Origin of the sequence: Geodermatophilus sp. CPCC 205761 (assembly GCF_051383655.1) — a bacterium.
Classification (GTDB): Bacteria; Actinomycetota; Actinomycetes; order Mycobacteriales; family Geodermatophilaceae; genus Geodermatophilus.
Genome location: NZ_JALPKQ010000023.1, coordinates 48,836 through 62,842, shown reverse-complemented (window position 1 = coordinate 62,842; position 14,007 = coordinate 48,836). Strand labels below are relative to the sequence as shown.

Annotated in this window: 20 protein-coding genes; 19 read left to right on the top strand and 1 reads right to left on the bottom strand. The window is 72.8% G+C overall.

Annotation, left to right across the window (positions count from 1 at the left end):
* Positions 1-60: 60 nt before the first annotated feature.
* The gene (locus tag MY526_RS15365; protein WP_436704370.1) at positions 61-1,809 is read left to right on the top strand and encodes a proline--tRNA ligase; all 1,749 of its coding nucleotides are present in this window, start codon (positions 61-63) and stop codon (positions 1,807-1,809) included.
* On the opposite strand, the gene MY526_RS15360 is transcribed toward MY526_RS15365, so the two are convergent.
* Positions 1,806-2,204: a VOC family protein gene (locus tag MY526_RS15360; RefSeq protein ID WP_436704368.1), complete on the bottom strand. Its 399-nt coding sequence runs from the start codon at positions 2,202-2,204 to the stop codon at positions 1,806-1,808. The two genes, MY526_RS15365 and MY526_RS15360, sit on opposite strands and share 4 nt — an antisense overlap.
* A 159-nt stretch (positions 2,205-2,363) precedes the next feature.
* Between MY526_RS15360 and rpsP the strand changes: the two genes are divergently transcribed.
* The 18 genes from rpsP (at position 2,364) to MY526_RS15270 (ending at position 13,862) form a co-directional block, all read left to right on the top strand.
* Positions 2,364-2,798, top strand: a complete 435-nt coding sequence (gene rpsP / locus MY526_RS15355; RefSeq protein WP_436704366.1) for a 30S ribosomal protein S16 — start codon at positions 2,364-2,366, stop codon at positions 2,796-2,798.
* A 3-nt stretch (positions 2,799-2,801) separates the two neighbouring features.
* The gene (locus MY526_RS15350) at positions 2,802-3,038 is read left to right on the top strand and encodes an RNA-binding protein (protein WP_091329504.1); all 237 of its coding nucleotides are present in this window, start codon (positions 2,802-2,804) and stop codon (positions 3,036-3,038) included.
* Positions 3,039-3,051: 13 nt separating this feature from the next.
* On the top strand, positions 3,052-3,585 hold the full coding sequence (gene rimM / locus MY526_RS15345) for a ribosome maturation factor RimM (protein ID WP_436691787.1): 534 nt from the start codon (positions 3,052-3,054) through the stop codon (positions 3,583-3,585).
* The gene (trmD, locus tag MY526_RS15340) at positions 3,582-4,325 is read left to right on the top strand and encodes a tRNA (guanosine(37)-N1)-methyltransferase TrmD (RefSeq protein WP_436704364.1); all 744 of its coding nucleotides are present in this window, start codon (positions 3,582-3,584) and stop codon (positions 4,323-4,325) included. Before rimM ends, trmD begins: the two co-directional genes overlap by 4 nt.
* Positions 4,322-4,822, top strand: a complete 501-nt coding sequence (locus MY526_RS15335) for an NUDIX hydrolase (RefSeq protein ID WP_436704362.1) — start codon at positions 4,322-4,324, stop codon at positions 4,820-4,822. Before trmD ends, MY526_RS15335 begins: the two co-directional genes overlap by 4 nt.
* Before the next feature lie 146 nt (positions 4,823-4,968).
* Complete coding sequence (rplS, locus tag MY526_RS15330; protein ID WP_436691790.1) at positions 4,969-5,325, top strand: 50S ribosomal protein L19; 357 nt, start codon at positions 4,969-4,971, stop codon at positions 5,323-5,325.
* Between the two features lie 65 nt (positions 5,326-5,390).
* The gene (gene lepB / locus MY526_RS15325) at positions 5,391-6,338 is read left to right on the top strand and encodes a signal peptidase I (protein ID WP_436691791.1); all 948 of its coding nucleotides are present in this window, start codon (positions 5,391-5,393) and stop codon (positions 6,336-6,338) included.
* Between the two features lie 259 nt (positions 6,339-6,597).
* On the top strand, positions 6,598-7,302 hold the full coding sequence (locus tag MY526_RS15320) for a LuxR C-terminal-related transcriptional regulator (protein WP_436704360.1): 705 nt from the start codon (positions 6,598-6,600) through the stop codon (positions 7,300-7,302).
* Between the two features lie 164 nt (positions 7,303-7,466).
* A complete protein-coding gene (locus MY526_RS15315; protein WP_436691793.1) occupies positions 7,467-8,243 on the top strand; it encodes a ribonuclease HII in 777 nt (258 codons plus the stop codon).
* Positions 8,240-8,560 (top strand): DUF2469 domain-containing protein, encoded by a 321-nt coding sequence (locus tag MY526_RS15310; protein WP_091445653.1) that lies wholly within the window; start codon positions 8,240-8,242, stop codon positions 8,558-8,560. Before MY526_RS15315 ends, MY526_RS15310 begins: the two co-directional genes overlap by 4 nt.
* A 131-nt stretch (positions 8,561-8,691) precedes the next feature.
* Positions 8,692-9,051, top strand: coding sequence for a YraN family protein (locus MY526_RS15305; protein ID WP_436704359.1), 360 nt, complete (start codon positions 8,692-8,694; stop codon positions 9,049-9,051).
* Positions 9,048-9,311: a magnesium chelatase domain-containing protein gene (locus MY526_RS15300; RefSeq protein WP_436704357.1), complete on the top strand. Its 264-nt coding sequence runs from the start codon at positions 9,048-9,050 to the stop codon at positions 9,309-9,311. The genes MY526_RS15305 and MY526_RS15300 overlap by 4 nt, the downstream gene beginning before the upstream one ends.
* 15 nt (positions 9,312-9,326) lie before the next feature.
* Positions 9,327-10,751, top strand: coding sequence for a recombinase family protein (locus MY526_RS15295; RefSeq protein WP_436704355.1), 1,425 nt, complete (start codon positions 9,327-9,329; stop codon positions 10,749-10,751).
* Positions 10,748-11,191 carry a hypothetical protein gene (locus tag MY526_RS15290; protein WP_436704353.1) on the top strand — a complete coding sequence of 148 codons (444 nt, stop codon included), beginning with the start codon at positions 10,748-10,750 and terminating at the stop codon, positions 11,189-11,191. The genes MY526_RS15295 and MY526_RS15290 overlap by 4 nt, the downstream gene beginning before the upstream one ends.
* Positions 11,192-11,360: 169 nt before the next feature.
* The gene (locus MY526_RS15285; protein ID WP_436704351.1) at positions 11,361-11,573 is read left to right on the top strand and encodes a hypothetical protein; all 213 of its coding nucleotides are present in this window, start codon (positions 11,361-11,363) and stop codon (positions 11,571-11,573) included.
* Complete coding sequence (locus MY526_RS15280) at positions 11,570-11,845, top strand: hypothetical protein (RefSeq protein ID WP_436704350.1); 276 nt, start codon at positions 11,570-11,572, stop codon at positions 11,843-11,845. The genes MY526_RS15285 and MY526_RS15280 overlap by 4 nt, the downstream gene beginning before the upstream one ends.
* A complete protein-coding gene (locus tag MY526_RS15275) occupies positions 11,842-12,024 on the top strand; it encodes a hypothetical protein (protein ID WP_436704348.1) in 183 nt (60 codons plus the stop codon). Before MY526_RS15280 ends, MY526_RS15275 begins: the two co-directional genes overlap by 4 nt.
* Before the next feature lie 5 nt (positions 12,025-12,029).
* Complete coding sequence (locus MY526_RS15270) at positions 12,030-13,862, top strand: hypothetical protein (RefSeq protein WP_436704346.1); 1,833 nt, start codon at positions 12,030-12,032, stop codon at positions 13,860-13,862.
* Positions 13,863-14,007: the final 145 nt, after the last annotated feature.

Below are 14,007 nucleotides of genomic sequence, written 5' to 3'. Positions count from 1 at the left end.
GAGCCCCGTGCCCCGGGCCCGGCGGTGTCTCGCAGTTGCCGGTAGGCCGACAATGGCACCGTGTTGTTGCGGATGTCCTCCCTGTTCCTGCGCACCCTGCGCGACGACCCGGCCGACGCCGAGGTCCCGAGTCACCGTCTCCTGGTGCGGGCCGGCTACATCCGGCGGGCGGCGCCGGGCGGCTTCACCTGGCTGCCCCTGGGCTACCGGGTCTTCCGCAACGTCGAGCGGGTCATCCGCGAGGAGATGGACGCGATCGGCGCGCAGGAGGTGCACTTCCCGGCGCTGCTGCCGCGTGAGCCCTACGAGGCGACCGGCCGGTGGACCGAGTACGGCGACAGCCTGTTCCGGCTCAAGGACCGCCGCGGCGCCGACCACCTGCTCGGGCCCACCCACGAGGAGATGTTCACGCTCCTGGTGAAGGACCTGTACTCGTCGTACAAGGACCTCCCGCTGTCGCTGTACCAGATCCAGACGAAGTACAGGGACGAGGCGCGGCCGCGGGCCGGGCTGCTGCGCGGCCGCGAGTTCACGATGAAGGACAGCTACTCCTTCGACGTCGACGACGCCGGGCTGGACAAGTCCTACGCCGCGCACCGCGACGCCTACATCAAGATCTTCGACCGGCTGGGCCTGGAGTACGTGATCGTCTCGGCGATGTCCGGGGCGATGGGCGGCTCGAAGAGCGAGGAGTTCCTGCACCCGACGGACATCGGCGAGGACACCTTCGTGCGCTCGCCCGGCGGCTACGCCGCCAACGTCGAGGCCGTGAGCACCGTCGTCCCCGACGCCGTCCCGCTCGAGGGGCTGCCGGAGGCGCACGTCGAGGACACCCCGGACACCCCGACGATCGAGACCCTCGTCGCGGTGGCCCGGCAGCTGTTCCCGGACGCCGGCTACACCGCCGCGTCGACGCTGAAGAACGTCGTCGTCACGCTCGTGCACCCCGACGGCACCCGCGAGCCGCTGGTGATCGGCGTCCCCGGTGACCGCGAGGTGGACGCCAAGCGCCTGGAGGCGCAGGTCGCCCCCGCCGAGGTCGAGCCGTTCACCGACTTCGACTCCCACCCCCTGCTGGTCAAGGGCTACATCGGCCCGCAGGTGCTCGGGGCCGACGGCCCCTCGGGGATCCGCTTCCTCGTCGACCCGCGGGTGGTGCCCGGCACCCGGTGGGTCACCGGCGCCAACGAGGCGGGCAAGCACGTCTTCGACCTCGTCGCCGGCCGGGACTTCACCTGGGACGGCGTCATCGAGGCCGCCGAGGTGCTGCCCGGCGACCCGGCGCCGGACGGCTCCGGCCCTCTGGAGCTCGCGCGCGGGGTGGAGATCGGTCACATCTTCCAGCTGGGCCGCAAGTACGCCGAGGCGCTCGAGCTCAAGGTGCTCGACGAGAACGGCAAGCTGGTCACGGTGACGATGGGGTCCTACGGCGTCGGCGTCTCCCGCGCCGTCGCCGCGATCGCCGAGTCCACCCACGACGAGCTCGGCCTGGTCTGGCCGCGCGAGATCGCACCGGCCGACGTGCACGTGCTCGCCACCGGCAAGGACGCCGCGGTGTTCCAGGCGGCCGAGGCGCTGGCGGCCGACCTGGTCGGCGCCGGGCTCACCGTGCTCTACGACGACCGGCCGAAGGTCTCGCCCGGTGTGAAGTTCAAGGACGCCGAGCTGCTCGGGATGCCGACCCTCGTCACCGTCGGCCGCGGGCTGGCCGACGGCGTCGTCGAGCTGCGCGACCGTGCCTCGGGCGAGCGCGTGGAGGTGCCGGTCGCCGAGGCGGCCGCCCGCGTGGTGGCCGCCGTCGGCCGCTAGGTCGAGGCGACCAGCTCGACCTCGAAGCCGTCCTCGTCCTCGAGGTAGGCGGCCCGGTGCTCCGGGCCGCCGGCGTACGGGTGCCGGTCGGGGAACAGCAGCCGCCAGCCGTGCGCCGGTGCCTCGGCCACGAGGGCGTCGAGCGCGGCCGCCGTCCCGGCGTGGAACGCCAGGTGGTTGAGGCCGGGGGAGCGGCGCTCGTGCCGGTCGCCGACGAGGGCCGGGGACTGCTCGACGACGACGTAGACGTCGCCGGCCCGCCAGGAGCGCCCGTGCGGCCACGACTGGTACGGCCGGGCGCCCAGGGCGGTGAGCAACCACCCCCAGGACCGCTCGGCGCGGGCCAGATCGGGCACCCAGAGCTCGATGTGGTGCACCAGTCCGGAGCTCGGCACGGACCCTCCTCGGGGATCTGGCACAATGGACGGTCGAACACGGCGGTGGTCGGCCCTCTCACCGTTGCCGGCCGTGTCCAGCCGCACCGCCCCTGACGTACCCCCACGCGTCGCCCCGGGCGGGCACACGACCTGCGTTCGAGGAGAACACCACACACCGTGGCCACCAAGATCAAGCTCATGCGCCTCGGCAAGATGCGCGCGCCGTACTACCGCATCGTCGTCGCCGACGCCCGCACCAAGCGGGACGGCCGGTCGATCGAGACGATCGGCAAGTACCACCCGAAGGAGGACCCGTCCTTCATCGAGGTGAACAGCGAGCGCGCGCAGTACTGGCTGGGTGTCGGCGCGCAGCCGACCGAGGCCGTCGCCGCCATCTTCCGGGTGAGCGGTGACTGGCAGAAGTTCAAGGGCGAGCCGGCCCCGCCGCCCATGAAGGTCGCCGCCCCGAAGCCGGACAAGAAGGCCCTCTACGAGGAGGCCGTCCGCAACTCCGGTGGTGAGGAGCCGGCCGCCGGTGCGACCACGCCGAAGAAGAAGGCGGCTCCCAAGGCCGACGACGCGGCGCCCGCCGCCGAGACGCCCGCCGAGTAAGACGTGCTCGAAGAGGCGCTCGAGCACCTGGTCAAGGGCATCGTCGACCACCCCGAGGACGTCACGGTCGACCTGCTCAACAGCCGTCGTGGCAAGACCCTCGAGGTCCGGGTGCACCCCGACGACCTCGGCAAGGTCATCGGCCGCGGCGGCCGGACCGCCAAGGCGCTGCGCACCGTCATGACCGGGGTCGGGGGGCGCGGCCTGCGGGTCGACGTCGTCGACACCGACGGGCGCTGAGTCCTTCCCCTCGTTGAGCGCACACGCCGACGAGCCCACCGACACCGTGGTGGTCGGCCGCATCGGCCGGCCCCACGGTGTCCGTGGTGAGGTGACCGTCGAGGTCCGCACCGACGACCCCGACCTCCGGTTCGTCCCCGGCGCGGTGCTGCTGACCGAACCCGCCGACCGGGGCCCGCTGACCGTCGCCGGCCGCCGCTGGCACCGCGAGGTGCTCCTGCTGCAGCTCGAGGGCATCGACAGCCGTGAGGCGGCCGAGACGGTCCGCAACACCGAGCTGCACGTCCCGCTCGCCGACCTCCCCGAGCTCGAGGACCCCGACGTCTTCTACGACCACCAGCTGGTCGGCCTGACCGCCCGCCTGACCGACGGCACCGTCGTCGGCGAGGTGTCCGCCGTCCGCCACGAGGGCTCCGAGCTGCTCGTCGTCCGCCGCTCTGGAGGTGGGGAGCTGCTGGTCCCGTTCGTGACCGCGATGGTGCCGACCGTGGACGTCGCCGGCGGCTTCGTCGTGCTCGACCCGCCCGAGGGGCTGCTGGACCTGTGAGCTCCGGCTTCCGCATCGACGTCGTCACGATCTTCCCCGAGTACCTGGCGCCGCTGGGCCAGTCGCTGCTGGGCAAGGCCGCCGAGCGCGGCCTGGTCAGCATCGGCGTGCACGACCTGCGGCAGTGGACCGACGACGTCCACCGGACCGTCGACGACGCGCCGTACGGCGGTGGCCCCGGGATGGTCATGCGCCCCGAGCCCTGGGGCCGCGCGCTGGACGCCGTCCGCCCGCCCGGCACTCGCCTGGTGGTGCCGACCCCGGCCGGCCGGCCGTTCACCCAGGCGGTGGCCGCGCAGTGGGCGCGGGAGCCGGGCCTGGTCTTCGCCTGCGGCCGGTACGAGGGCATCGACCAGCGGGTCTCCGACTGGGCGGCCGACGCCGGGCCGGTGTCGGAGGTCTCGATCGGCGACTACGTGCTCGCCGGTGGGGAGTCCGCGGTGCTCGTCATGGTCGAGGCGGTGACCCGGCTGCTGCCCGGCGTCGTGGGGAACAGCGAGTCCGTCGAGTTCGACTCGCACGCCGACGGCCTGCTGGAGGGCCCCTCCTACACCCGTCCGGCGTCGTGGCGGGGCCACGACGTGCCGCCGGTGCTGCTGTCCGGCGACCACGCGGCGATCGCCCGGTGGCGGCGCGCGGAGTCGCTGCGGCGGACCGCGGTCCGACGTCCCGACCTGCTCGCCGCCCTGCCGGAGGACGCGCTCTCGCCCGCCGACCGGGCGGCGCTGGGCGGCCCGTGACCGACCGGCCCTGGGTGCGGCCGACGGCGCGGGTCGTGGTGCTGGACCCCTCCGGGCGGGTCCTCCTGCTCGGCGCCCGCCTGACCGACCCCGCCGTGCCACCCGGCGACGTGCTGTTCTGGTACACGCCCGGTGGCGGCGTGGAGCCGGGGGAGAGCGTGCGCGAGGCCGCCGTCCGGGAGCTGGCCGAGGAGATCGGGCTGGACGTGGCGCCCGCCGCGCTCGAGGGCCCGGTGTGGTTCCGGCGACACGTCGGACCGTTCGCCGGCATCGAGATCGACTCCCGGGAGACCTTCTTCGTGCTGCGCGACGTCGTGCACGAGGTCGACCCCCGTGGCCGCACGGAGCTGGAGGTCCTCGGGGAGGAGCCGCACCGCTGGTGGAGCGCCGCGGAGATCGCCTCGGACCCGGTCGAGTTCGCGCCCCGCGAACTGGCCTCGCTCCTGCCGGAGCTGCTCGACGGCCCGTGGACGGGGCCGCCGCGCTTCGTCGGCTGAAGATGTGGCACAGTAGAGAGCTGCTGCGGACCGTCGGCCCGTTCGACTCCGAACTCCTCCCGGAGTGCAGCTCCCCGGATCGGACAGCCGGGGCCGCTCGCTGTCCGCACCGTGAACGACGCAACCGCTAGGACAGGACTGCCGCGATGAACACCCTGGACGTACTCGACGCCGACTCGCTGCGCGCCGACATCCCCGAGTTCCGCCCGGGCGACACCGTCAAGGTGCACGTGCGCGTCATCGAGGGCAACCGCTCCCGCATCCAGGTCTTCCAGGGTGTGGTCATCCGCCGCCAGGGCGGGGGGATCCGCGAGACCTTCACCGTGCGCAAGGTCAGCTTCGGCGTGGGCGTGGAGCGCACCTTCCCGGTGCACACCCCGGTCGTCGAGAAGATCGAGGTCGTCACCCGCGGTGACGTGCGCCGCGCGAAGCTGTACTACCTCCGCGAGCTGCGCGGCAAGGCCGCCAAGATCAAGGAGAAGCGCGAGACCGTCTCTCGCTGACACGCTCCGGGCCGGTCCTCCCGGCCTGACCACGGCGGGTCCCCCACGGCCGTACGCTGGCTCCGATGAGCAGCGACCGGCCCGGGGGGCCCGCCGATGTCGTTCCAGACGGTGAGGAGCCCCGTCCTGAGGCCGGCAGCGACGACACCGGCCCCGTCTCCGCGCCGTCCCGGCGCCGGCGACGGCTGGACCGGCAGAAGGAGCAGAAGAAGGGGTCGCTGCTCCGGGAGTTGCCCGTCCTGCTGCTCGTGGCGTTCGTGCTCGCGCTGCTGGTGAAGACCTTCCTGGTGCAGGCGTTCTTCATCCCGTCCGGCTCGATGGAGCGGACGCTGCACGGCTGCCCCGGGTGCACGGGGGACCGGGTCCTGGTGAACAAGGTGCCGTACTGGTTCGGCGAGCCCCAACCGGGCGACATCGTGGTCTTCGAGGGCCCGGACACCTGGTCGCCCGAGGTGAGCGTCACCGAGCCCACCAACTGGTTCGCCGGCGGGCTGCTGTGGCTCGGCCGCGCGGTCGGCGTCGCGCCGCCCAGCGAGGACGACTTCGTCAAGCGGGTGATCGCCACCGAGGGGCAGACCGTGGAGTGCTGCGACGCCCAGGGCCGGGTCCTGGTGGACGGCGTGCCGCTCGACGAGCCGTACATCTTCGAGGACTCGCCGCTCGAGCGCCGCGTCTTCGGCCCGGTCACGGTGCCCGAGGGCCGGCTGTGGGTGATGGGAGACCACCGTTCCGCGTCGGCGGACTCCCGATCGCACGCCGGTGACACGTACGACGGCACCATCGGTGTGGACGACGTCATCGGCAAGGCCGCGCTGATCGTCTGGCCGCTCGACCGTTTCGGCCTGCTCGACTCACCCGACATCCAGGGAGTGGAGGCGGCGGCTGTCCCCGGGGGTGCCGGCGTCGTCGTCCAGGACACCGGGGCCGCAGCCGTGGCGGCCCCGTACGCCCTGGGCCTGGTGGGCGCGGTGCCACTGACCGCCTGGCGGCGACGCCGACGACGATCCCGCTGAGGCTCTCCGCTGCCCCTCGACCCGCACGTCCCCGACCGGGGAGTGCGGGTCGAGTCGTTTCCACCGATGTCCGGAATGGCGTCGCCATGTCGACAATGAGTGCGACCGGACATTCACGGTGTTTCCAGTGGGGCGCGACCGGTGACTGAGTAACGGGACGGCATTCGAAAAAGAAATCTCCGCAAAGCGTTAAGCAATGGTTTCACTCGTCCGATGGAGATGGTGTAAGCCCCCCCGATTGTGTGAAACGGAGTCAGCTGTGTCCGCACCCCTGGCCAGTGCCCCCCGCGGCGTCACCCGCGTGCTCATCCTCGCCGACGCCCCGGTCCTGCGCCGCGGTCTGGTCAGCATGATCAACGAGACCGCCGGCATGCAGTCGGTCGGTACGCCGGGCGAGCTGCGCCGCGCGCTCACCCTCGCCGAGACCGCCCGCCCCGACGCCGTCGTGGTCGAGCTGGGCTCCGGCCGGGCCGCCACCCTCAACGCCTGCCGGGACCTCCGTCGCCGGTTCCCGCAGGTCACGATCGTGGCGCTGGGCACCTCCGAGGACCCCGCGATCGTGAACGAGGCGCTGGCCGCCGGTGTCCGCGGTTACCTCCTGATCAACACGTCGCCGACCCTGCTGGGCTGGGCCATCCTCGCCGCCCGCGCCGGCCGCACCGTGGTCGACCCGCAGATCCGCCGCGTCGAGCCCTCCGCGACCCCGGCCTCGAAGCCGTTCGCGCCGGAGGTGCCGCTCACCCGGCGGGAGTCCGACGTGCTCGACGAGCTGATCCAGGGTCAGTCGAACCGGCAGATCGGCCGCAACCTGTTCATCAGCGAGGACACCGTCAAGTCCCACGTCAAGGCCATCCTGCGCAAGCTGGGTGCCCGGGACCGGGCCCACGCGGTCTCCCTGGTGCTCTCCTCGCGGACCCCGGGCTGCTCCTGCGGTGCGCACAGCCTGGCCGCCGCCGAGGTCTGATCGATCCCGACTCCGGGCCGCACCGCGGCACGGTGAGCCGGCCGCTCCGCGGCCACCGCCACAGGCCGGTCCCCTCTGACCCCGGGGCCGGCCTGCGGCGTCTGGCGGACCCGTGGCGGGAGGTGCGCCGTCCGGTCACCGGGCCGTCGTACTGTCGGATCCCGATGGCCGTCCGCACCACCACTCCTCCCGTCGAGCGGACCGTCCGCACCCGGTCCGTCCCGCTCGCCGACGACCGTTCCGACGCCCTGTGGGACATGGAGCGCTCGCTGCGCCGCCGCGGCTTCTCCGCCGTGGCCGGCGCCGACGAGGCGGGGCGCGGCGCGTGCGCCGGCCCTCTCGTGGCGGCCGCCTGCGTGCTCCCCGCGGGGCGCAGGGGGCGGGTGCCGGGCCTGGCCGACTCCAAGCTGCTGACCCCGGCCACGCGCGAGCGGGTCTACGAGGAGGTCCTCGACCGCGCCGTCTCCTGGTCGGTCGTCGTCATCCCGGTCGAGGACCTCGACGCCCGTGGCATGCACGTGACGAACATCGAGGCGCTGCGCCGGGCGGTGTGGAACCTCGAGCCGGGCGCGGACTACGTGCTCACCGACGGCTTCCCCGTGCCGGGCCTGGCGCGGCCGACCCTGGCGGTGTGGAAGGGCGACCGGGTGGCGGCGTGCGTGGCGGCGGCGTCCGTGCTGGCGAAGGTCACCCGGGACCGGATCATGGTCGACCTGCACGAGCGGTGGCCGGAGTACGACTTCGCCGTCCACAAGGGGTACATCACCGAGGCCCACAGCGCCGCGCTCGACCGTCACGGGCCCTGTCCCGAGCACCGCATGCGGTTCATCAACGTCGCCCGCGCTCACGCCGCACACACCCGGCGGGTATCCCACCTGACCGGCTCGGCGCTCATGGTCGATGATGGGGCCATGCGCCCTGTGTCCGGAGAGCCACGATGAGCACCGAGGACCTGGAGAAGTACGAGACCGAGATGGAGCTGCAGCTCTATCGCGAGTACCGGGACATCGTGCGGCAGTTCACCTACGTGGTGGAGACCGAGCGGCGCTTCTACCTCGCCAACTCCGTGGACCTGCAGGTGCGTGAGGCCGGGGGCGAGGTCTACTTCGAGCTCAAGCTCTCCGACGCCTGGGTCTGGGACATGTACCGGCCGGCGCGCTTCGTGCGCAACGTGCGGGTGCTCACCTTCAAGGACGTCAACGTCGAGGAGCTGGACAAGCCCGACCTCGAGCTGCCCGAGGGTCCCCGACTCACCTGATCTCCGTGCCACGCCGGGCAGCCTGCACCGTCCCGGTGTCCGGTTCCGGCTGAGCGTCCACAGGTCGGCCGTCCGTCCACAGACCGCGCCCGGGCCTGGTGCCCGGGCGGCCGCGGGCCGACGGTCGGCCGGTGCCAACGACATCGGACCTCGGCTCCCGCGGGGAGCGCATCGCCGCCGCCTACCTCACCGACGTGGGCCTGCGGGTCCTCGACCGGAACTGGCGCTGCCGCGACGGCGAGCTCGACATCGTCGCCCGCGAGGGCGACGCCCTCGTCTTCTGCGAGGTGAAGACCCGCCGCGCCGTCGGCTTCGGGCACCCGGTCGAGGCGGTCGGCCGGGTCAAGCAGCGCCGCCTGAGGACGCTGGCGCAGCGCTGGCTGGCCACCCACGACGAACACGCTCCCGACCTCCGCTTCGACGTCGTCGGCGTGCTCGTGCGGCCCGAGGGGCCGGCGCTGGTCACCCACCTCCGGGGAGCGTTCTCATGACGCTGGCGCGGACGTGGTCGGTCGGGCTCTCCGGGGTGCACGGGGCGATGGTCGACGTCGAGGTCGACATGTCCGCCGGCGTTCCGCAGGTCGTGCTGGTCGGTCTGCCCGACGCGGTCGTGCGCCAGTCGGTGGACCGGGTGCGCGCGGCCGTGGCGAACGCGGGCGGCCGGTGGCCGCTGCGGCGGATCACGATCGGCCTGTCCCCGGCGGCGATGCCCAAGCAGGGCAGCGGTTTCGACCTAGCGAAGGCGGGGTAAAGCTACGCTTAGGCCATGAGTCGCCGGGTGATCATCTACACGCGCATGAGCAAGGACCGCGAGGGCGCTGGTCTCGGGGTTGATCGCCAGTGGCAGGACTGCGTCGAGCTGGTGGAGCGTCTCGGCTGGCAGGTGGTCGGGCATCGCACCGACAACGATCTGTCGGCGTACTCAGGCAAGCCGCGCCCCGACTACCAGGCGCTGCTCGACGACCTGGAGGCCGGGCGCGCCGACGCGGTCGTCGTCTGGCACACCGACCGGCTTCACCGCCGTCCCGACGAGCTGGAGCACTACATCGGAGTCTGCGACCCCCGGGGCGTAGTGACCCAGACGGTGAAGGCCGGTCCGCTCGACCTGGCCACGCCGTCGGGGCGGATGGTCGCGCGGATGCTCGGAACCGCTGCGCGCTACGAGGTCGAGCACGCGATCGAGCGGATGCAGACCGCCAAGCGCCAGGCGGCCACGTCGGGGCGCTGGAAGGGGGGTCGGCGACCGTTCGGCTACGAGTCCGACGGCGTGACCGTCCGCGAGACCGAAGCCGCCGAGATCCGCAAGGGTGCCGATGCACTGCTGGCCGGGATGAGCCTTCGTGCTCTCGCTCGGGAGTGGAACGCTCGCGGCGTCACGACGTCGACCGGCGGCCCCTGGAAGCCGACGGAGGTGCGCAAGCTGCTCGCTCGTCCTCGGAACGCTGGCCTGATGGAGCATCGCGGCGAGGTCGTCGGCCCCGCCGAGTGGCCGGCCATCGTCGATGAGCCTGTGTGGCGCGCGGTGCGTGCCCTGCTCGCCGACGAGGGTCGCCGCACGACGACCGGGAACGCCCGGCGGTGGCTCGGGGGTGGCCTCTACCTCTGCGGCGTCTGCCAGAAGCCGTTGCGGGCGTCCACGACCGGGACGGGCAGGCAGGGGCGCTCGGTCGCGGCCTACCGCTGTGACGAAGGGGCGCACGTCGTACGGCGTTGCGCCGACCTCGACTTCTTCGTCGAGATGTCGGTCGTCGCGAAGCTTGTGGACGCCCACGTGACACCGCCCGTGGTGACCGAAGACACGGCCGCGATCTACACCGAGCGGCTCGACGTCCAGAACCGGCTGACCGAGCTGGTCGACCTCTTCACAGGTCGCAAGATCACCGGCGCTCAGATGGAGCGGGGCACAGCGACGTTGCAGGCGCAGCTCGACGAGCTGAACCAGCGGTTGGCCGCTGCTGCGGGGTCGTCGGCCCTGGACGGCGTCGCTGGCCCGGACGCCGCGACGGTGTGGCCGACGCTCGACCTGTCGCGCCAGCGGGCGATCATCGAGGCTCTGGTCACCGTGACCGTGCATCGGACCCGACGAGGACGACCGCAGGGTTGGAAGCCGGGAGACTCGTACTTCGATCCGCGCGGGATCGACCTCGACTGGATCGGCTCGGAGATCGTGGAGCAGGAGCGCTCGGCGTGAGCGAAGAGGACGCGGGGCGGATGAGCCGCTACACCACGGCCTACGAGGCGATGTCCGCGAAGGAACGTCGACGGGTGACGCTGGTCGAGTACCGCTGCCGTCTGCGCGGCTGTCTGCTGCTCGCGGTCTGGACGGGTCCCGAGGGGGGTCTCGTCTACCAGCCGAGCAGTCGGCACTCCCCGCTCCGCAACACCGGGCAGTCTGCTGCCGAGGCGCGAGCCGAGCGGGGGGCGTCTCGCTTCCCCTCTTCTACCCGGTCGATCGACGACCCCTACCGGTGGGTCGCCCCCGGCGAAGCTCCGATGTCCCTGGTTACGGACGGGGACTCGACGTCGGTCTCCTGCGATCACGTCCGGCGCGCGCTCTCGCGCGCGCAGGTCGTCGAGGACGTCTCGACCGCCCGCGCCGGCCACCCGACCACCCGACGCATCTCGGCCTGACGGCGGCCCATCGACGCCCCGCCAGCACCTGCTCGCGGACGCGAGAGCGTGACCTAACATCTCGGTCAGCGGTGCTACCGTCCGTAGCACTGCACTCACGGCCCGGCATGGAATGCCACCCCTCAGCATCAGCACCACGGCGGCTGGGGACCCAACAAGGGGTCCTTCCATGCCCGCGAGTAGTCCTGAGCTGCGGCACGCCGTGGCCAAGGCCGCCGCCGCCGTCCGGTGGCGCGGTTCCGATGCTGACGAGGCGCGCCGCGACCTGGCTGCCGAGCGCATCGCCGTCTACGTCGAGCGCGTGCTGGCCGACGCGCCGCCACTCGACGCTGACCAGCGGACGCGCCTGTCGCTGCTGCTCTTCGGCGGGTCGGCCGCGTGACCGCGAACGAAGGGGCGGCCCCCTCGGGCAAGGTGGCCGCCCCCATCGAGATCCCGACCGCCGCCAAGCAGCTCAGGCTCATCAAGGGTAGCGCCGAGGACCCGCCCGGCACCTACAGCTCCGCGGGGCTCAACGCCTCGGCGGTCGTCCGGGCTCGGAAGCGCTGGAGCGTCCGTGGCTGTCAGTGCGAGCCGTGCCTGCTGCGGCGGGCCGCCGACCGCGAGCGCCGCCGGGTGAAGGCGCTCCGCGAGCAGCAGGACGTCTCCCGATGAACGGCGCGCGGGTTCTGGCGACCATCGACAGGGAGGCGTGGACCGAAGTCATCGCGGCCTGTCCCGACTGCGGTCGGGCGCACCGCTTCCACGTCGGCCAGGACGAGCGGCAGCCGGTCACGCGGCGGTCGGCGTGCGGGCGGTCGACGTTCGTGCTGCTGCTGGACGGTGACCGGTGAGCAGGATGGCCCGCGTCGAGGACGCCGAGGGTCGGTTGATCATCGACCGCCTTCGGCGTGCCGGCCATGACTCGACCTACGAGGTCGACAGCGGTGAGCGCAACCTCTTCCACTACCGCTGCCCCGGGCGGCCTCATCGGGACGCCGAGATGCCGCTGGTGCTCGTCCACTACCCCACGACGACCCAGCGGTGGGACGTCCGATGCTCGGAGTCGTGCAAGTTCGTGGACATCGCCGACGGGCTCGGGCTGGAGGTGTCGACCGCGACCGAACAGCAGGTGGCCGCCGGGGCGACGCGGGAGCCGGACGAGCGGAAGTCGGCGGCGACGATGCTCGTCGAGATCGCTGAAGAGCTGTACGACTTCGGGATCAGCGCCGACGGCGACACGTTCGGCGTCCCGAGGTCCGGCCCGAAGCTCGTCCGGATGGTGCGCGGCGGAGGGACGTCGCTGCGGGCTCAGCTCGCCCGCGAGCACTTCCGCCGGCTCGGCCGGACGGCGTCCCAGCAGGCGCTGACCGACGCGCTGGCGGTCGTTGAGGGGATCGCCGCCGACGGCGCGGAGCAGCGGCTTGACCTTCGGGTCGCGCGGCGCGACGGGGCGCTGTGGCTCGATCTCGGCGACGCGACCGGCCGGGCGGTTCGAGTCACTGGCTCTGGCTGGTCGGTCGAGCCGACCGCCCCGGTCCTCTTCCGGCGGTCGGTGATGACCGCCGCGCTGCCCGAGCCGCAGCGCGGCGGCGGGCTCGCTGATCTCTGGCGCTGGCTGAACGTGACCGAGGCCGACCGTCCGCTGGTCGCCGCCTGGCTGGTCGCCGTGCTCTTCGCCGACGTCCCGCACACGGTGCTGTCGATCTTCGGCGAGCAGGGGTCCGGGAAGAGCACGGCGGCGAAGGTGCTCGTCGGGCTGCTCGACCCGAACCCGGCCGCGCTCCGGAAGCCGCCCCGGGACGCCGAGTCCTGGGTGACCGCCGCGTCCGGTTCCTGGGTCGTCGGGCTGGACAACCTCTCGACGATCGCGGACTGGCTCTCGGACAGCTTCTGCCGCGCCGTGACCGGGGACGCCGACGTCCGCCGCCGTCTCTACACCGACGGCGAGCACGCGCTGTTCGCCTTCCGCCGCTGCCTGGTGCTGAACGGGATCGACGTCGGAACCGTCCGGGGCGACCTGGCCGAGCGGATGCTGCCGATCCACCTGACGACGATCTCCGAGCGGGAGCGGCGCGGCGAGGAAGACATCTGGCCGGCCTGGGAGCGCGAGCATCCCCGGCTGCTCGGTGCCCTGCTCGATCTCACCGCCCGCGTGCTCGCCGCCCTGCCGACCGTCGAGCTGGAGCGCCGCCCCCGGATGGCCGACTTCGCCCGCGTGCTCGCCGCCGTCGACCAGGTGCTCGGGACCGACGGGCTCGGCCGGTACCTCGCGAAGCAGGGCGAGGCTGCCGTGGACAGCCTGACCGGCGATCCGTTCATCACCGCCGTCGCCGCCCAGTTCGCCGGGCAGACGTTCGTCGGGACGGCGGGCGAGCTGCTCAAGGCGATGTCGCCCTTCGGGAACGTCCGGCCGGGGAAGGGGTGGCCGACGACCGCGCGGCTCGTGACCACCGCGCTCCGGCGGCAGGCACCGACGATGCGGAAGGCCGGGTGGTCGATCGAGGACGACGACGCGAGCAACCACGACAAGGTCATCCGCTGGACGATCACCCCGCCCCCGCCGGCCACCTGCCGGGTCTGCGGTCACCGGCTCGACCCGGCCCTCGGCCCCGACGGTCTCCACCCGCTCTGCGCCGAGGTCGTACAGCTCGCCGAGACGTCGGCCAGCGTGGGCCAGAAGTGCGGGTGACGCGGGTGTCCGTGCGGGTCTCGCGGGTCAGGCGCGGGGCTGAGACCCGCACCCGCGGGAGTCTTCCCCCGCAGGTCACGTCGGCGCTGCGGGTCTTGCGGGTCTCGCGGGTCTCCCGTGCAGACCATCTCCCGGTGGGTCTCGC

Excerpts from the sequence above, each read along its gene's own strand:
- rplS (WP_436691790.1), top strand. The coding sequence starts at position 4,969 with ATGAACACCCTGGACGTACTCGACGCCGACTCGCTGCGCGCCGACATC.
- lepB (WP_436691791.1), top strand. The coding sequence starts at position 5,391 with ATGAGCAGCGACCGGCCCGGGGGGCCCGCCGATGTCGTTCCAGACGGT.
- MY526_RS15315 (WP_436691793.1), top strand. The coding sequence starts at position 7,467 with ATGGCCGTCCGCACCACCACTCCTCCCGTCGAGCGGACCGTCCGCACC.
- MY526_RS15310 (WP_091445653.1), top strand. The coding sequence starts at position 8,240 with ATGAGCACCGAGGACCTGGAGAAGTACGAGACCGAGATGGAGCTGCAG.
- MY526_RS15300 (WP_436704357.1), top strand. The coding sequence starts at position 9,048 with ATGACGCTGGCGCGGACGTGGTCGGTCGGGCTCTCCGGGGTGCACGGG.
- MY526_RS15295 (WP_436704355.1), top strand. The coding sequence starts at position 9,327 with ATGAGTCGCCGGGTGATCATCTACACGCGCATGAGCAAGGACCGCGAG.
- MY526_RS15285 (WP_436704351.1), top strand. The coding sequence starts at position 11,361 with ATGCCCGCGAGTAGTCCTGAGCTGCGGCACGCCGTGGCCAAGGCCGCC.
- MY526_RS15275 (WP_436704348.1), top strand. The coding sequence starts at position 11,842 with ATGAACGGCGCGCGGGTTCTGGCGACCATCGACAGGGAGGCGTGGACC.
- MY526_RS15270 (WP_436704346.1), top strand. The coding sequence starts at position 12,030 with ATGGCCCGCGTCGAGGACGCCGAGGGTCGGTTGATCATCGACCGCCTT.